Below are 12,946 nucleotides of genomic sequence, written 5' to 3' on the forward strand. Positions count from 1 at the left end.
TCCATAGAACTTCACGTTCACAGTATCACCGTAAATTTCCAAAGGTTTCAAATGGACTAAGTTATCGATCTACGGCATTCGCAGAGGAAAGAATACATTCCTTTGTTTTGATGTTCGGTTTGAATCCGCCTAAAGTTTTACAAAGACATTCTTTTTTGACTTCTCGTGTCGATTCTAAACTAATCTTCGCCATCGCTTCAATAAACTTCGGATAGATTCCCGGCGCCGGGATTCGGTAATAATCCGAAATGCCGTTTTTGTGTGCGATCTCTTTGAGTTGTTCTCCGATTTCTTCGAGAGTTTCCAGGTGATCGCTCACAAAGCTGATCGGATAGACAGCAACTCGTTTGATTCCTTTTTTGCCGAGTTCTTCCAGCTTTGTAATCGTATTCGGCTCGGTCCATTTCGAAGGCCCTACCCTACTCTGAAAAGAGATATGGCATTCTCCTATAAATCCCTTTTCTCGTAACAAAGTCGTTAGGTTTCTTACGTTCGTTTCGATTTCTTCTCGGTATTTATCTCCCTTCTGAATCAAACGAAGAGGAATTCCGTGAGCGCTAAAGATAAGGTCCACGTTTTGCCAGTTTGCCACTTCTTGAAACGAATCCGAATGTAAGAATAGATTCTTATCCAGCTTTCCTTGAAAAAATTCTAAAATGAGATCTCGGACCGATTCCAAATAAAGAGGGGAAGAATGAAACGGGGGAACCCATCCTTCAAAACCCACGGGACACGTTTCGGTTGTCTTCTCGATGAGCTTTGCCGTGCTCAAGACGGTTGATCTTGAAAAATGAGGAAACAAGGGGAGAAGAATATTGTTTTTAGAAGGGGAGAGAGTTTGTTTGTCCAGTTCTCGGATATCCGGATATCCGCAGGCCATCGTTACTTCTCCTTCCCATTCTTCTCCGGTCAGTTTTACCAGGGCTTTTGCAATTTCTTTCGCCTGTTTTTCGGTTTCCGATACGATCGGAGAGCCGCCTCCAAAACCCATTGATTCATACGTTACCGCGACCTTTGGAGCTCGTTTTACCGCGATCCATCTCGCGAGTCTGATTCTTAGAAATTCAGGTAGTGGAAGGTCGAACACCAGCGGATCTTCGAATAGGTCGATGAGAAACTTTTCGATTTCGGAAGTGTTGCGTGGTCCGCCTAAGTTGATGAGAAGAATTTTATTTTTCAATCCAGTTTCCAGTTTTTATTAATACAAATAGCCAGTGATGGCAAGTTCGACATTCCATTCTTTGAGATTCATATAATTCTTATACTGACCAAGATTTTGGGAAAGAATGTCGTTGTAGCTTAGACCCCCTTTCGTCACAAAATGGCCGTCCCCAAAAAGTCTATGTTCGTTGAGTTTAAGAAAGATCAAATAGTTTCCGAAAAGTCTCCCAGCGCTCAAATTGAAATCGAGCCCGAAGCCGGAGACGTCCCCAATGAAGTTGAGAGCACGTTGATAATGGAAGTCCCGAAAATGACCCGTCCAAAAAACTCCGGAAAAGGATGTTTCCAGGAACCAGCCGTTGTTTGAGTAACGATATCCGAGACCCAAAGGGAATTCATAAGTGGAATACGAAAGACTCAGTCCGAGTCCGATTCGATTTAAAAAAACCGGATTGGAATCAAAGAATTGAAAAACGTCGTAGAGAACGTATTTCATAAAAGTATATTGAAATCCGCCGGTGAGAAAAAGTCCTTTTCCTTCCTTTCTCGCGTCGGGATCGGAGTCTCCGAAATACCTTCTTAGGATTAAGGAGTGGCGATCCTGTTTCATGGAAAGTCTTCCCTTTCCGTCAGCGAAATTTCTCGAGCCTATAAACGTATAAGGTGTGTCGTAGTATGAGAATTCTCGCGTTGAAATTTTTGTTCCACGTTCGATCGTGGGATCCCCTAAGAAGAAGTCTTCGTCTCTCCCCTCGCCCGCGTTTACGTACCAGCCTGTGGTTCTTCCCCCGTAATTGGCCTCCCATTTTTTCCAACGAAGAGTGAACCCCAGACCCGCGTAGTTGAAGTCCCTTTGATACGTGATTCTGGATCCGCCTTTTAGTCCCGATAGATTCGCGTATTTGGTGCCTGTTTCAAAAATATTGTCCCCTCCGTTTCTACCCGCGATCAGAGTAAACGAGGATTGTTTGATGATCTTTCGAAACAATGATTCCTCTTCGGCCAACGGTTTTTCTTTTTCTTGAATGATCCTCGGAGGTTGTACTTCGGTATTTGTTTCGTTCTCAGCAAAAAGAAATGTTGGAAGGAAGATCTGGATAATTGCAATTAAGAAGAATGTTCTAAACGAATGTTTTTTTATATTCATAAATCTATTTTTAACGAGTATGAATCGATCGCTTTGGGGTGAAACCATTTCACCCCTTGTCGGTTGGATCCGGGAATCAAGGCAGAATAACCGCCCTACCCTACTCACGCAATTCAGTTTTTTAGGCGTTGTAAATCTATGAGACATAGTATTGATTTGACAAAGCGCTATAGTTCGAGCGATTCTGATCTCGAGCGCCATCTCTATGAGTTCCAAAGTCCTTACAACACGCCAGGTTTTAGACGAGTATGATATCTCTTCGGAAGAAGAGTTTTTATCGAAAGTAAAGGAATGGAAAATCCCAACTTCCGGGAAAGGAAAGTATGACCGGGAAGTGATCGAAAAATACTTTCAGAAGTCGGATCAGGCCGTTTACGAATCCGTAATCATCGCGGTTTCCAATCAGAAGGGAGGAGAAGGGAAAACGACCGTTTCGGTTTGCCTCGCGGAAGCCCTTTCTAAAAACGCTCCCGTTCTTCTTGTGGACTGGGATGCGCAGGCGAATATCACACAATTGTTTTTTGGGTCCGTCGAAAAATCCGTTTTTCACGCGCTCGGCTACAGAGGTGAAGAACCCGTTGCGGTTGAGGACCTTATCGTAAAACTAAAAGACGGCTTGGATCTTCTTCCTTCTTCGATACATCTTGCAAACTTTACGACCCCGTATGAAAGGGATGACTTCGAACTTTTAAAAGACGCCCTGAAGCCGGTCCGTTCCAGTTATAAATATATCATCATCGATTGCCCGCCGTCTCTTGGGTTGATTCTTGAAAACGCTTTGATCGCGGCGGACCACGTTTTGATCCCGATTCAGACAAGGGCTTTTAGTGTTCAAGGTTTGAAGGATCTTCATTCTACCATTTTGAAAATCAAAAAAAAAGCGAATCCGTCCCTCAACCTTTTGGGCGCTGTTCTAAATCAGTATGAGGACGCAAGGGCGCTCGCCGGTCTCGCCGACGCGATTCGGAAGTATTTCGGAGTTTTTGAAACCGTGATTTATAGAAGAGAGTCGATTCCTCAGGCTCAGGCGAAGAAGAAACTCCTGGGAGAATATGACGGCAAGGCGATGCAGATGTTTTTCTCCCTTGCGGACGAATTGATTGAGAGGATTTCCAATGGCTAAACGATCTGACTTTGCAGGAATGGATCTTCTCACCGCCTTCGGTGAAAAAGAATCTTCTAAAACAGAAATCCAACTTTCGGATATAATACCGAACCCGGTCCAGCCGAGGGTTTTCGGGAAAGAAGAGGTTTCGGACCTCGTCGAGTCTATGAAACGTCTCGGATTAATTGAGCCGATCGTTGTTAGAAAATCCGGAAAAAAATATCAAATCGTCGCCGGAGAAAGAAGGTATCAAGCGGCGAAAGTTCTTAAATGGAACGCGATCCCTGCAATTGAGACTTCCGCTTCCGAAGATAAATGTTTTGAAATGGCGCTGGCGGAAAACGAAAAGAGAAAAAGCCTCAATCCCTGGGAAGTTGGGCGTGCGATCCAGTATTTACGAAAGGAAAAAAGAAAGACCGCGGAGGAAGTTTCTAAGGTTTTAGGTTTTACGGAAAGATACGTAAAACAACTCAGTTCGATTGCGCGTCTGGATCAAAAGTCGGTAGCCGATCTTATAAAATCGGGAAAAGACGCCTCCGTTAAAAATTTGGAGGACCTCCTCAAACAGAAAGAAGGCAGAGGGGGTGAAATGATTTCACCCCGGAAGACGACCCCCGCAAAAATAGTTTTACAACTGGGAAAGCTGACATCTCAGCAAAGGGAAAAATTCTTAAAAGAGCTCTCCTCTCTAAAAAAGAAATACGGCCTCAAGGACTGATTATTTTTCGCAAAAAAAATAAACCCATCCTAAGGAAGGACCATGCTCTTTCCGTTTTGTCTAAACCCGACTTCTGAAAATGGCTTGAAGCCGATCTCGAAAACGATTCTAAGGTTATAATTAAGTAATTTTTCGTTTCGGAATTTTTGGAACTGCTCTTAAGCAGATGAACCAGTTTTAAAAAATTAAACCGTAACGTTTTTGAGATCGGAGAAAACATGAAGCTTGCCATCATATCGGCGTCCCACAGAAAAATATCACAGTCAGCCAAAGTCGCGGACTGGATGAAAACTCGTCTTGTTTCTTTCGGTCACCAGGTTTGGTCGTTGGATTTGGGAAATCATAGGCTTCCGATTTGGGATGATTCGTTTTGGGACGGCGGTTCGGAATGGGATACGATTTGGAAACCGATCGAATCCGAGTTGGACCAAGCAGACGCGCTCGTGTTCGTGACGCCGGAGTATGCGGGAATGGCTTCTCCCGGATTAAAGAATTTCTTACTCTACTGCAACAATAAGATCTTAGGGCATAAACCCGTTTTGATCGGAGCAGTTTCTTCGGGGCGGGGCGGAAGTTATCCGGTCGCGGAACTCAGGATGAGTAGTTATAAAAACACAAAAGTGTGTTATATCCCGGAGCATATCATCGTAAGGGACGCCGAAAAGGTTTTGAACGGACCAGAATCGGTTAGCCAAGAAGATTCTTATATTCGTGAAAGGATCGACTTTGCCTTAAAAATACTTGTAAGTTACGGCGAGGCCCTGAGGTCCGTTCGTGGGTCAGGGCTAACGGTTAAAAAAGAATTCTCAAACGGAATGTAATTCTTCCGATTTACGTTTTGGATTTAGGCAAAATCGATTTTGTCAAAAGCTCTAAGGTTCGATTTACGACGAGCCATACCAAAAGAGGAAGAAGAACATTGATCAATCCTGTAATCAGGATCAATAACCAGGAAACCGCGATTCCCCAATGGAAAGGATTGATGGCGTGCATCAGATGAATCAGAATCGGATGTAAGAGAAAAATTCCCATACTATTCTTACCGATGAAAGCAAAACACCGGATCAAGGTTTTATGTCTCTTCTGATCTTGGGCTTTCTGTGACCAGAAAAACAGAAGAAGAAACATTCCAAGAGGATAAAAGAGCAGATGGTTCGAGGAGTCGAATTTCCAAAAGATCCCTGCGAGTATCATTCCCACCAAGTAGATCGAAATTCCGATCCAGAGAATCGTCTTTAATGAGTAGGGGAGGGCGGTCGATTTCTCTTCCGAAAGAGTCAAAAAACTCTCCGGTTGTCTAAACCACTTTCCCGCTAACATTCCAAAGGTGAAAAAGAACACGAACCCGGTAAACAAAATGGGTTCTATCGTTCGAAGGATTCCCTCCGGAAATAGAAAAAAGATATGATTGGAGAACAGGTTCACAATCAGACTTAGAAGGAGAATCGAAAAAATCGCCTTGTTCGTGTTAAATTTCGCCTGAATTTTCGAAAAAAGCGGAAATATTAGATAAAATGAAAATAGGAGCGGGACGAAATAATAGGGAGTGCACCACGTCCCGAGTAACAAACCAGTAAGAAACGGCTCCAACTCTGGGAATGTCCCGAGTTTCACGTACGCCGCGAGGAGACTTGCGAAGAAATAAGGAAGAATGAGTGAAAGGATCTTCGATTTCCAGTAGTCTCTAAAGTTTGTATATTTCAAAAAGATTCCGGAAGAAAGGATGAATGCCGGAACGCTAAATCTTGCTATATTTGAAAAGGATAGAGTTACGATCGAAGCGCTTTGTGCCGGTCCGAAGTATTGAAAGTAAGAATTTACGTGGATAAAAACGATTCCTGTGATCGCGAGACCTCGGATAAAATCGATGGATTCACTTCTTCCTCCGCCGACTTTATCTTTTTCTGGGGAAGAAAGAAGAATTTGAGACGATCGATCGGATAAAAAGAAGAAAGCGAACAAGAGGATCAGGCCGAACAGATCCATATAAAGTTGAAGATGTAAATTCATAAAAAGAGTGTACTTTTTCCAGGGTGAATATTATATTCATCTGTCAATATGCAAGTTTTTGGTAAAGAATCTAATTTGTTAGGTCGGTTTAAAAAATGAACAAGGTGCAGATTCCTGCTGGCGGAATTATCTTTCGCGAAGGCGAACTGAATAACGCGATGTACGTGATTCTCAACGGATCCGTCGAAGTTTTTTTTACGCGTAAAAACGTAGTACAGCGTCTTGCGATCATGAAAAAAGGTGATTTTTTCGGCGAGATGGCTCTTTTTCGTTCTTTGCCGAGAACCGCAACTGCGAAAGCGATTGTGGATTGCGAGCTGGCTGTGATCGAAAGTAAACAACAACTCGAAAGATTTTTAGTCAATAATCCCGATTTTTCCGCGAAGATGGTGCGAATTCTTGCGGATCGCCTCGCGAACACAAACGCGATCTTAATTTCCAAATTGGATGAATACGCTTCTGGAGAATTGGAATTCGGAAATTCTACCGAATGAGTTTAGAGTTCGGGAGAATGGATGAGAATCCTATCCTTCCCTAATTTTTTCGCTTTGTAAAGGGCCGCGTCCGCGTTCTTAAAAAGTTCGTTCGTATCCTTTCCATCTTCTCCGAATCGGCAGATTCCTCCGGAAACAGTGACCGCCAAACCATACTGACTCATTGATGCTTCTAAGAGATAGTTTCGAAAACGATTCGCGGCGACGAGAGCGCTTTCTTTCGGCGTTTCCGGAAGGATGACCGCGAATTCTTCTCCGCCGATTCTGCAACAGATGTCTTCTTGTCGAAAGGAGAAGAGCATGGTTCCTGCGATCAATCGAAGAATATCGTCTCCGAATCCGTGTCCGTATGTATCGTTGATGATCTTAAAGTTATCCACATCCAATATCAAAAGACAAAAATCCCTTCGATAACGCGAACTTCGGTTGATCTCTTTGTTGAGTATGATGTTGAAATATCTTCGGTTATAGATTCCGCTCGTTTCGTCTATGACCGTGTTGAGAATGATTTCTTCAAAAGAATACAACTCCACGATTTTAGGATTTTCTATGATTCTATTTTTACTAAAGACGTAATCGAGCATGGAAACGATGAAGTTTACGCTTCTTCCCAAAGAAGCGCTCATATTTTCACCGTGTTTATAAATTTCTTCCCAGAGTTCTCTCGCTTCCGGTTCTTGAATTTCGAGATGAGAGATGATTCTAAAAAAGTCGGAATAAAAAAACGGGTTATTTACGGCAAGTTCCGTGATTCTGGTTTTGAATTCAGCCAAGCCGGACTCGTGATCGTGAAGGAGAGAAATTACTTTTGTCTTGAGGTCGGGACCGATGTTACGGATGGCTTTGAGTTGTTCGTTCATTTTGATGAGTTCAAGCCTCGCCATTCCTGCCGTGTTTTCTTGTGCTTCGAGAGTTTTTTCCGCTTCTAAGAGTTCGCTTTCGCTCAACCTGGAAATTCTTTCGTAGAGTTCCACTAAACTTTTGAGTCTGGTAATTTCATCTTGCTGGTTCCGGTCCATGCACCTCACCACCCTTCTTTTTCGCACTTGGCCCAAAAAGGCCTTTTTACAAATTTATCGTTTCAAGGTTTCGCAGGTAAACTAAATAAAGCGAATCTTCTCGGAAATTAATGTTTGAAGCGAGTTATAAGATAACAGGAAGTTGTTTCTATGAAAAATGTTCTCATCACCGGAGCGAGTTCGGGAATCGGAAAAGAATTAGCCAGGCTCTATGCCGAGGCTGGAGCTAACGTAGCGTTGACCGCAAGAAGAAAGGATTCTCTCAAAAAGATCGCCGATGATGTAAAGACAAAGGGTGCAAAAGGGAAGATCGTATTCGCAACTTTGGATGTGGCGGATTACGAACAAAATTTCAAAGTGATTCCGAAACTCGTGAAGGAGTTGGGCGGACTGGATCTGATCATTCTCAATGCGGGGATTTCCACCAGTTCTTCGTTTGGCGGAAGGAGTTTTGAGGCGGATCGAAAAGTGATCGAGACCAATTTAATCGGGGCGATGGCAGGCGTGGAGGCCGTCCTTCCGACCTTTCAAAAACAAAAATCGGGTCAGATCGTTGGAATTTCTTCCGTCGCTTCCTTTCGTGGGCTTCCGGGTTCTGCGAGTTATTCTTCTTCGAAGGCAGGGCTTTCCACCTATTTGGAAGCGTTGAGAGGAGAAGTAAGTCGTTATGGAATTCTCGTAACGGTGATTCATCCCGGTTTTATCGATACTCCGATCAACAATCAGATGAAGTCACGACCGTTTGTAGTCCCGGTCGAGAAGGGTGCACAAAAAATTTATAAAAGAATTGAAAACAAAGTTTTATCGGCTACAGTTCCTTGGTTCCCTTGGGCATTCATCGGTTCCCTGATGAGAAATATGCCAGAGTTTTTATGGTCGAAGATCAACCCGAAATAAATTTACCTCTTGAAAGGACGGGCGCACAAAACGGAAATCCGATCCGGGTTTTGTTCGTCTGTCTCGGAAATATCTGCCGTTCTCCCGCGGCGGAAGGCGCATTCTTAGATTTGATTCAGAAGAAGAATTTAGAATCCGCCTTCTTCGTGGATTCTTGCGGAACGTCCCGCTTTCATCTCGGAGAACTTCCCGATCCGAGAACGAGGCAAGCCGCGCGTAAACGTGGGATCGAACTCACTCACAGGGCTCGTCAATTCCGAAAGGAGGACTTTCAAGAATTCGATCATATTCTCGCGATGGATAAGTCGAATCAGAAAGATATCCTCTACTTTGCATCCACGGAAGAAGAAAGAAAAAAAGTACAACTATTTCGATTCTTCCAAAAAGACTCCAAAAAAGATTCGGAAGTTCCGGATCCGTTTTATGGAACTCTAAAGGACTTCGACGAGGTGCAAAATATTGTCTCGGAAACCGCAGAAGACTTTCTGGAATTCCTCCTCTCAAAAAAACTGGATCTGAAAGCCTAATATCCGGGAGGAAAAAATCTCTCTATGAGTAAATCCGGAAAGAAGAAAGTAGTCATCATCGGCGCGGGGTTCGGCGGTCTTCAGGCCGTTAAAAAACTCTCTCAAAACTCGGACCTTGACATCACGGTCATCGATAAAAAAAATCATCACCTCTTTCAACCGCTTCTCTACCAGGTTGCAACGGCTGTTCTGAGTCCCGCGGATATCGCGATTCCGACTCGTTCTCTTGTGGGGGAAAGCAAGAATGTCACCGTAGTTCTCGGAGAGGCGACTAAGATCGATATTTCGAATAAGACCGTCTATTATCAAAACACTTCAACAAATTATGATTATCTAATATTATCTGCGGGGGCTAGATCCAGTTATTTCGGAAACGATCAGTGGGCGCAACATACGATCGGACTTAAAAATCTGAAGGATGCCTTGAAAATCCGTCATAAACTTTTGATCTCCTTTGAAAAAGCGGAACTTTCGGGAGATCCGGAGATCGCAAAGTCACTTTTGAACTATGTTATCATCGGAGGAGGTCCGACCGGAGTGGAACTCGCGGGTTCCATCGCAGAGCTTTCCCACCAAATCATACGGGACGAATTTCATACGATCGACCCGGCGCTTTCCAAGATCACTCTGATCGAGGCGTCTCCGCGACTCCTGATGGCGTTTTCACCTTCCCTTGGAGAATTTGCGAAACGAAGATTGGAGAAAAGAGGAGTGGAAGTGCTGACCGGGACGAGAGTCGTGAACATCGATGAGAAGGGAGTGCATCTGGAAGGAAAGACGATCCATTCCGAGACGGTGATTTGGGCGGCGGGAGTTCAGGCGAATGCGATTGCGGCTACGTTAGGCGCTCCTTTAGATCGTTCCGGAAGAGTGATGGTAGACGAGTTTTGCAATATAGAAGGCCATCCGGAAGTTTTTGTCATAGGAGATATTGCCAATTATACGAAAGGTTTGGAGCGTCCTCTTCCCGGAGTTTCTCCCGTAGCGATGCAACAAGGAAGATACGTCGCGGCCTTGATCAAGAACGATCTAAAGAATAAAAAAAGGAAACTGTTTCACTATATCGATAAAGGTTCCATGGCGACGATCGGAAGGACGGACGCGGTGGCGGAAATCGGGTTTCTCAAGATGAAAGGTTTCTTTGGATGGCTCGCTTGGCTTTTCGTTCACTTGTTCTATCAGGTTGGATTTAAGAATAAGATCACGATTTTGATCACTTGGGTTTGGTCTTACATCGCATTCAGCGCGGAAGCGAGAGTGATCCAAGACGAGGTCAGCGCGGACAAGGACTAGAAAATTCTTAAAGAATCGATTTTCGAGAACGATCTCGAGGCGCAAAACTCCGATCCGCAAAGGAATCGGATTTCCACGTTATGCGGTTTTCTTTCGGCAAAAGGAAAACGATTTCAAAAAAAGAACTCCGTTTCTTGGAAAGGTTCCGAGAAAAATTTGGATTGGTTTCGAATGAAAATTAGGCATTTGGTTGCGATCGGTTTTTTCTTTCTCTGTTTTCTTTTGGCGTCTTTTTATTTTTTGAAGAATGTAGAATACATCCCGAAAGATGGGAGGAGCGTTTCCGATCGTTTTCTGAAATCGTTGGCCACAAACCGACTGGAAGAGGCTTACACCCTTACCAATGAAAATGCGATCGTGGGGACTTCTTTTGAAAGATTTCAAAAGAAGGTCGGCAAAGAGTTGGGACAAGGACGACTAACGGATTGTGATCTTTCGATCAGCGATTCTTATCCAAAACAATCGTATGGAAATCGGTTTCGTAGATTCTGGAACCGAAGTTCCGTCGAAGTCGATCCGCTCCACGTCGAATACGATCCGTGCGGGATCCCGTTTCGAATTTCTCTTCGTCTCAATCGAAGCGGAGAATGGAAAGTTGTAAATTTTCAGTCTCACGCGGAATAGGTCCGATGAAGATTAAGATCGACTTTTCTTAAATTCTGCATAAGCAACGAAGTGTATCTCTGTCGTTTCCGAAACTTCGATGGATTTTTCTCTTGAACGGCTTTCGGGAGAGGAATTCGTTTATCAAATTCGATTCGTTTTCCAATCGGCCTTCTTAATTTCGAATTTGTTTGATCAAAACCTTGCTTAACAAGGCGAGAGGAATTACTATTGGAAAGGAAATATTTAGGAGTTCCTACAAGGCAATATTTTCTTGCAAAATTAGGATTCTGTGATATAGGAAAATTTCCGGAAATTTCCCGCCACCGCGCCCCTCCACCCAAGATCAGGGTGGGGCGCGCGGCTTTTACGGAAAAGTGTCGTTGTTCCTACAGTTTTTTAAGATATAGACAACCTTATGGATGAAGGCTTCGGAGTTGTTTGGTTGTTTTTCCATCGAAAAGATACGTGGCCGATTTCTGGCTCTTGATTTTTCTCTCTACGATGAGCCGTATCGTTTGGGATCTTTGAGAGCTTTTTTGTTTCTTCGTCAAAGACGTTTGAATGATTCTTCTGAAAAAATGGATTGATGGGTATCGAGGAAAGATCGAGCTCGTACGAATCGGAGTTATTCTTTTTATACCAAAGAAGCAGGTTCAAATCCAGAAATCTTTCTTTGATGATTCTTCTTCTCTGACAAATCAGTCGATGCTTTGAGACCATTTTGTGCAAAGGATTTTTAACGCGACAAGGTCGTTTTGTTCGGCTGAGTTTGCAAACGCAATCCAAGTCTTCTTCATTTCGAAATCCGGCCCGTTCTTATCGGTAATATCCTAGATTTGATTTTTATCCGCCGGGGAATCTTCTTTACAAAACCTAAAGGAGAAGACGAAAAAAATAAGGGAAAAGATAAAATATCTAACGTTCTATTTTGAAACACGTTTTTGTTTTGTAAAAACTCAATTCTATAACGTTTTTCGGGAAAACATTTGCATGGATTCTTCTTCATTTTTTTTTAACGGAATTTCCTTAGAGAAACATTCTTTCGCATTTCTTCAATGGATAGAACATACAGGGCATTGTATCCTGTTTCGGCGGAACGGATTCTTCCCTTTTCTCCTTGAAAAAATCCTTGAACCCCTTCTTCTCGCGGACAAAATGCTCTGGAATGAATCCGGATTATTGGAAAGGCAAGACCATCGTTGTGACCGGGGGTTCATCCGGGATTGGAGAAGCGATTCTTTCCACTCTTTCTAAGATCGACTGTAAGTTGATCAATCTTTCTAGAACACAACCTGAACTCTTAAAACGTAAGAATCCGTTTGCCGCGGATTTGATCCATATCCAAACCGATTTGAGTTCGGAGAAGGATATCGATAAGGCCGTCAAAAAAATCTCCAAAGAATACAGAGGGGTCGACGTTCTTTTTGCGAATGCAGGAGTTACCACACATTCTCGTTTCGACGGAACGAGAATCGAGACGTTTCGTAAAACGTTCGATATCAATTTTTTCGGACCGATCTATCTTATACAAAGATTACTTCCGCAGATCAAACTCAATCTGGGAACGGTGATTGCGACTTCCACCGTCAGCGGTCTCTACGGAATTCCCGGAAGAAGCGCGTATTCTTCTTCCAAGTCCGCGCTCCACGCCGCTTTGGAAGCGGCAAGAATCGAACTCTCCGAACAAGGACTTTCTTTTATTATTTTTTGTCCTCCATATACGAAAACCAAACTGAGAGCAAGCGGATTGGACGGAGACGGTAAACCGTTGAACGAAGGTTTTTATCCGAGTAAGAAGATCAAAACTCCGGAAGAAGTCGCCTTGCGAATGTTAAACGCTGTGGAAGACCCGGAATCCAGGCTGGTTATTATGGACAGCTCCGGATTCTTCCTGAAATGGCTTCGGAATATCGCTCCGGCATTTTTAGAAAGAACTCTATTCAAAAAACTTTATAAAGATTTTCACTAG

12 protein-coding genes and 1 pseudogene are annotated in these 12,946 nt (G+C 43.5%); 9 read left to right on the forward strand and 4 right to left on the reverse strand.

The annotated features are described in order from the left end of the window. Positions 1-61: 61 nt before the first annotated feature. Together hemH and DLM75_RS15730 are read right to left on the reverse strand one after the other, a co-directional pair. Positions 62-1,180, reverse strand: coding sequence for a ferrochelatase (hemH, locus tag DLM75_RS15725; protein WP_118969444.1), 1,119 nt, complete (start codon positions 1,178-1,180; stop codon positions 62-64). Positions 1,181-1,198: 18 nt separating this feature from the next. Then, positions 1,199-2,308 carry a putative porin gene (locus tag DLM75_RS15730; RefSeq protein ID WP_118969445.1) on the reverse strand — a complete coding sequence of 370 codons (1,110 nt, stop codon included), beginning with the start codon at positions 2,306-2,308 and terminating at the stop codon, positions 1,199-1,201. A 205-nt stretch (positions 2,309-2,513) separates the two neighbouring features. Between DLM75_RS15730 and DLM75_RS15735 the strand changes: the two genes are divergently transcribed. The 3 genes from DLM75_RS15735 (at position 2,514) to DLM75_RS15750 (ending at position 4,952) form a co-directional block, all read left to right on the forward strand. Further along, on the forward strand, positions 2,514-3,431 hold the full coding sequence (locus tag DLM75_RS15735) for a ParA family protein (protein ID WP_118969446.1): 918 nt from the start codon (positions 2,514-2,516) through the stop codon (positions 3,429-3,431). After that, entirely contained in the window at positions 3,424-4,131 is a 708-nt protein-coding gene (locus tag DLM75_RS15740; protein WP_118969447.1) for a ParB/RepB/Spo0J family partition protein, read from the forward strand. Before DLM75_RS15735 ends, DLM75_RS15740 begins: the two co-directional genes overlap by 8 nt. Before the next feature lie 218 nt (positions 4,132-4,349). Continuing rightward, positions 4,350-4,952 (forward strand): NADPH-dependent FMN reductase, encoded by a 603-nt coding sequence (locus DLM75_RS15750; RefSeq protein WP_118969449.1) that lies wholly within the window; start codon positions 4,350-4,352, stop codon positions 4,950-4,952. Positions 4,953-4,962: 10 nt separating this feature from the next. On the opposite strand, the gene DLM75_RS15755 is transcribed toward DLM75_RS15750, so the two are convergent. Next, positions 4,963-6,117, reverse strand: coding sequence for an acyltransferase (locus DLM75_RS15755; protein WP_429945488.1), 1,155 nt, complete (start codon positions 6,115-6,117; stop codon positions 4,963-4,965). Between the two features lie 119 nt (positions 6,118-6,236). Between DLM75_RS15755 and DLM75_RS15760 the strand changes: the two genes are divergently transcribed. Then, on the forward strand, positions 6,237-6,635 hold the full coding sequence (locus DLM75_RS15760; protein WP_118969451.1) for a cyclic nucleotide-binding domain-containing protein: 399 nt from the start codon (positions 6,237-6,239) through the stop codon (positions 6,633-6,635). Between the two features lie 2 nt (positions 6,636-6,637). Here the strand turns inward: DLM75_RS15760 and DLM75_RS15765 are convergent, their stop codons facing one another. After that, complete coding sequence (locus DLM75_RS15765; RefSeq protein WP_118969452.1) at positions 6,638-7,654, reverse strand: GGDEF domain-containing protein; 1,017 nt, start codon at positions 7,652-7,654, stop codon at positions 6,638-6,640. A 150-nt stretch (positions 7,655-7,804) separates the two neighbouring features. On the opposite strand from DLM75_RS15765, the gene DLM75_RS15770 reads away from it, so the two are divergent. From DLM75_RS15770 to DLM75_RS15800, 5 genes and pseudogenes are all read left to right on the forward strand, one after another. Beyond that, the gene (locus DLM75_RS15770; RefSeq protein ID WP_118969453.1) at positions 7,805-8,551 is read left to right on the forward strand and encodes an SDR family oxidoreductase; all 747 of its coding nucleotides are present in this window, start codon (positions 7,805-7,807) and stop codon (positions 8,549-8,551) included. Further along, complete coding sequence (locus DLM75_RS15775) at positions 8,527-9,078, forward strand: low molecular weight protein-tyrosine-phosphatase (protein ID WP_118969454.1); 552 nt, start codon at positions 8,527-8,529, stop codon at positions 9,076-9,078. Before DLM75_RS15770 ends, DLM75_RS15775 begins: the two co-directional genes overlap by 25 nt. A 24-nt stretch (positions 9,079-9,102) precedes the next feature. Continuing rightward, entirely contained in the window at positions 9,103-10,371 is a 1,269-nt protein-coding gene (locus DLM75_RS15780) for an NAD(P)/FAD-dependent oxidoreductase (RefSeq protein ID WP_118969455.1), read from the forward strand. A gap of 171 nt (positions 10,372-10,542) precedes the next feature. Continuing rightward, the gene (locus DLM75_RS15785) at positions 10,543-10,995 is read left to right on the forward strand and encodes a sugar:proton symporter (RefSeq protein ID WP_118969456.1); all 453 of its coding nucleotides are present in this window, start codon (positions 10,543-10,545) and stop codon (positions 10,993-10,995) included. Between the two features lie 1,137 nt (positions 10,996-12,132). After that, positions 12,133-12,946: pseudogene (locus tag DLM75_RS15800) on the forward strand (SDR family NAD(P)-dependent oxidoreductase).

Source organism: Leptospira stimsonii, assembly GCF_003545885.1.
Classification (GTDB): Bacteria; Spirochaetota; Leptospiria; order Leptospirales; family Leptospiraceae; genus Leptospira; species Leptospira stimsonii.

Coding starts and splice junctions, on each gene's coding strand:
- DLM75_RS15730 (WP_118969445.1), bottom strand. CDS start 2,308: ATGAATATAAAAAAACATTCGTTTAGAACATTCTTCTTAATTGCAATT.
- DLM75_RS15735 (WP_118969446.1), top strand. CDS start 2,514: ATGAGTTCCAAAGTCCTTACAACACGCCAGGTTTTAGACGAGTATGAT.
- DLM75_RS15740 (WP_118969447.1), top strand. CDS start 3,424: ATGGCTAAACGATCTGACTTTGCAGGAATGGATCTTCTCACCGCCTTC.
- DLM75_RS15750 (WP_118969449.1), top strand. CDS start 4,350: ATGAAGCTTGCCATCATATCGGCGTCCCACAGAAAAATATCACAGTCA.
- DLM75_RS15755 (WP_429945488.1), bottom strand. CDS start 6,117: ATGGATCTGTTCGGCCTGATCCTCTTGTTCGCTTTCTTCTTTTTATCC.
- DLM75_RS15760 (WP_118969451.1), top strand. CDS start 6,237: ATGAACAAGGTGCAGATTCCTGCTGGCGGAATTATCTTTCGCGAAGGC.
- DLM75_RS15765 (WP_118969452.1), bottom strand. CDS start 7,654: ATGGACCGGAACCAGCAAGATGAAATTACCAGACTCAAAAGTTTAGTG.
- DLM75_RS15770 (WP_118969453.1), top strand. CDS start 7,805: ATGAAAAATGTTCTCATCACCGGAGCGAGTTCGGGAATCGGAAAAGAA.
- DLM75_RS15775 (WP_118969454.1), top strand. CDS start 8,527: ATGGTCGAAGATCAACCCGAAATAAATTTACCTCTTGAAAGGACGGGC.
- DLM75_RS15780 (WP_118969455.1), top strand. CDS start 9,103: ATGAGTAAATCCGGAAAGAAGAAAGTAGTCATCATCGGCGCGGGGTTC.
- DLM75_RS15785 (WP_118969456.1), top strand. CDS start 10,543: ATGAAAATTAGGCATTTGGTTGCGATCGGTTTTTTCTTTCTCTGTTTT.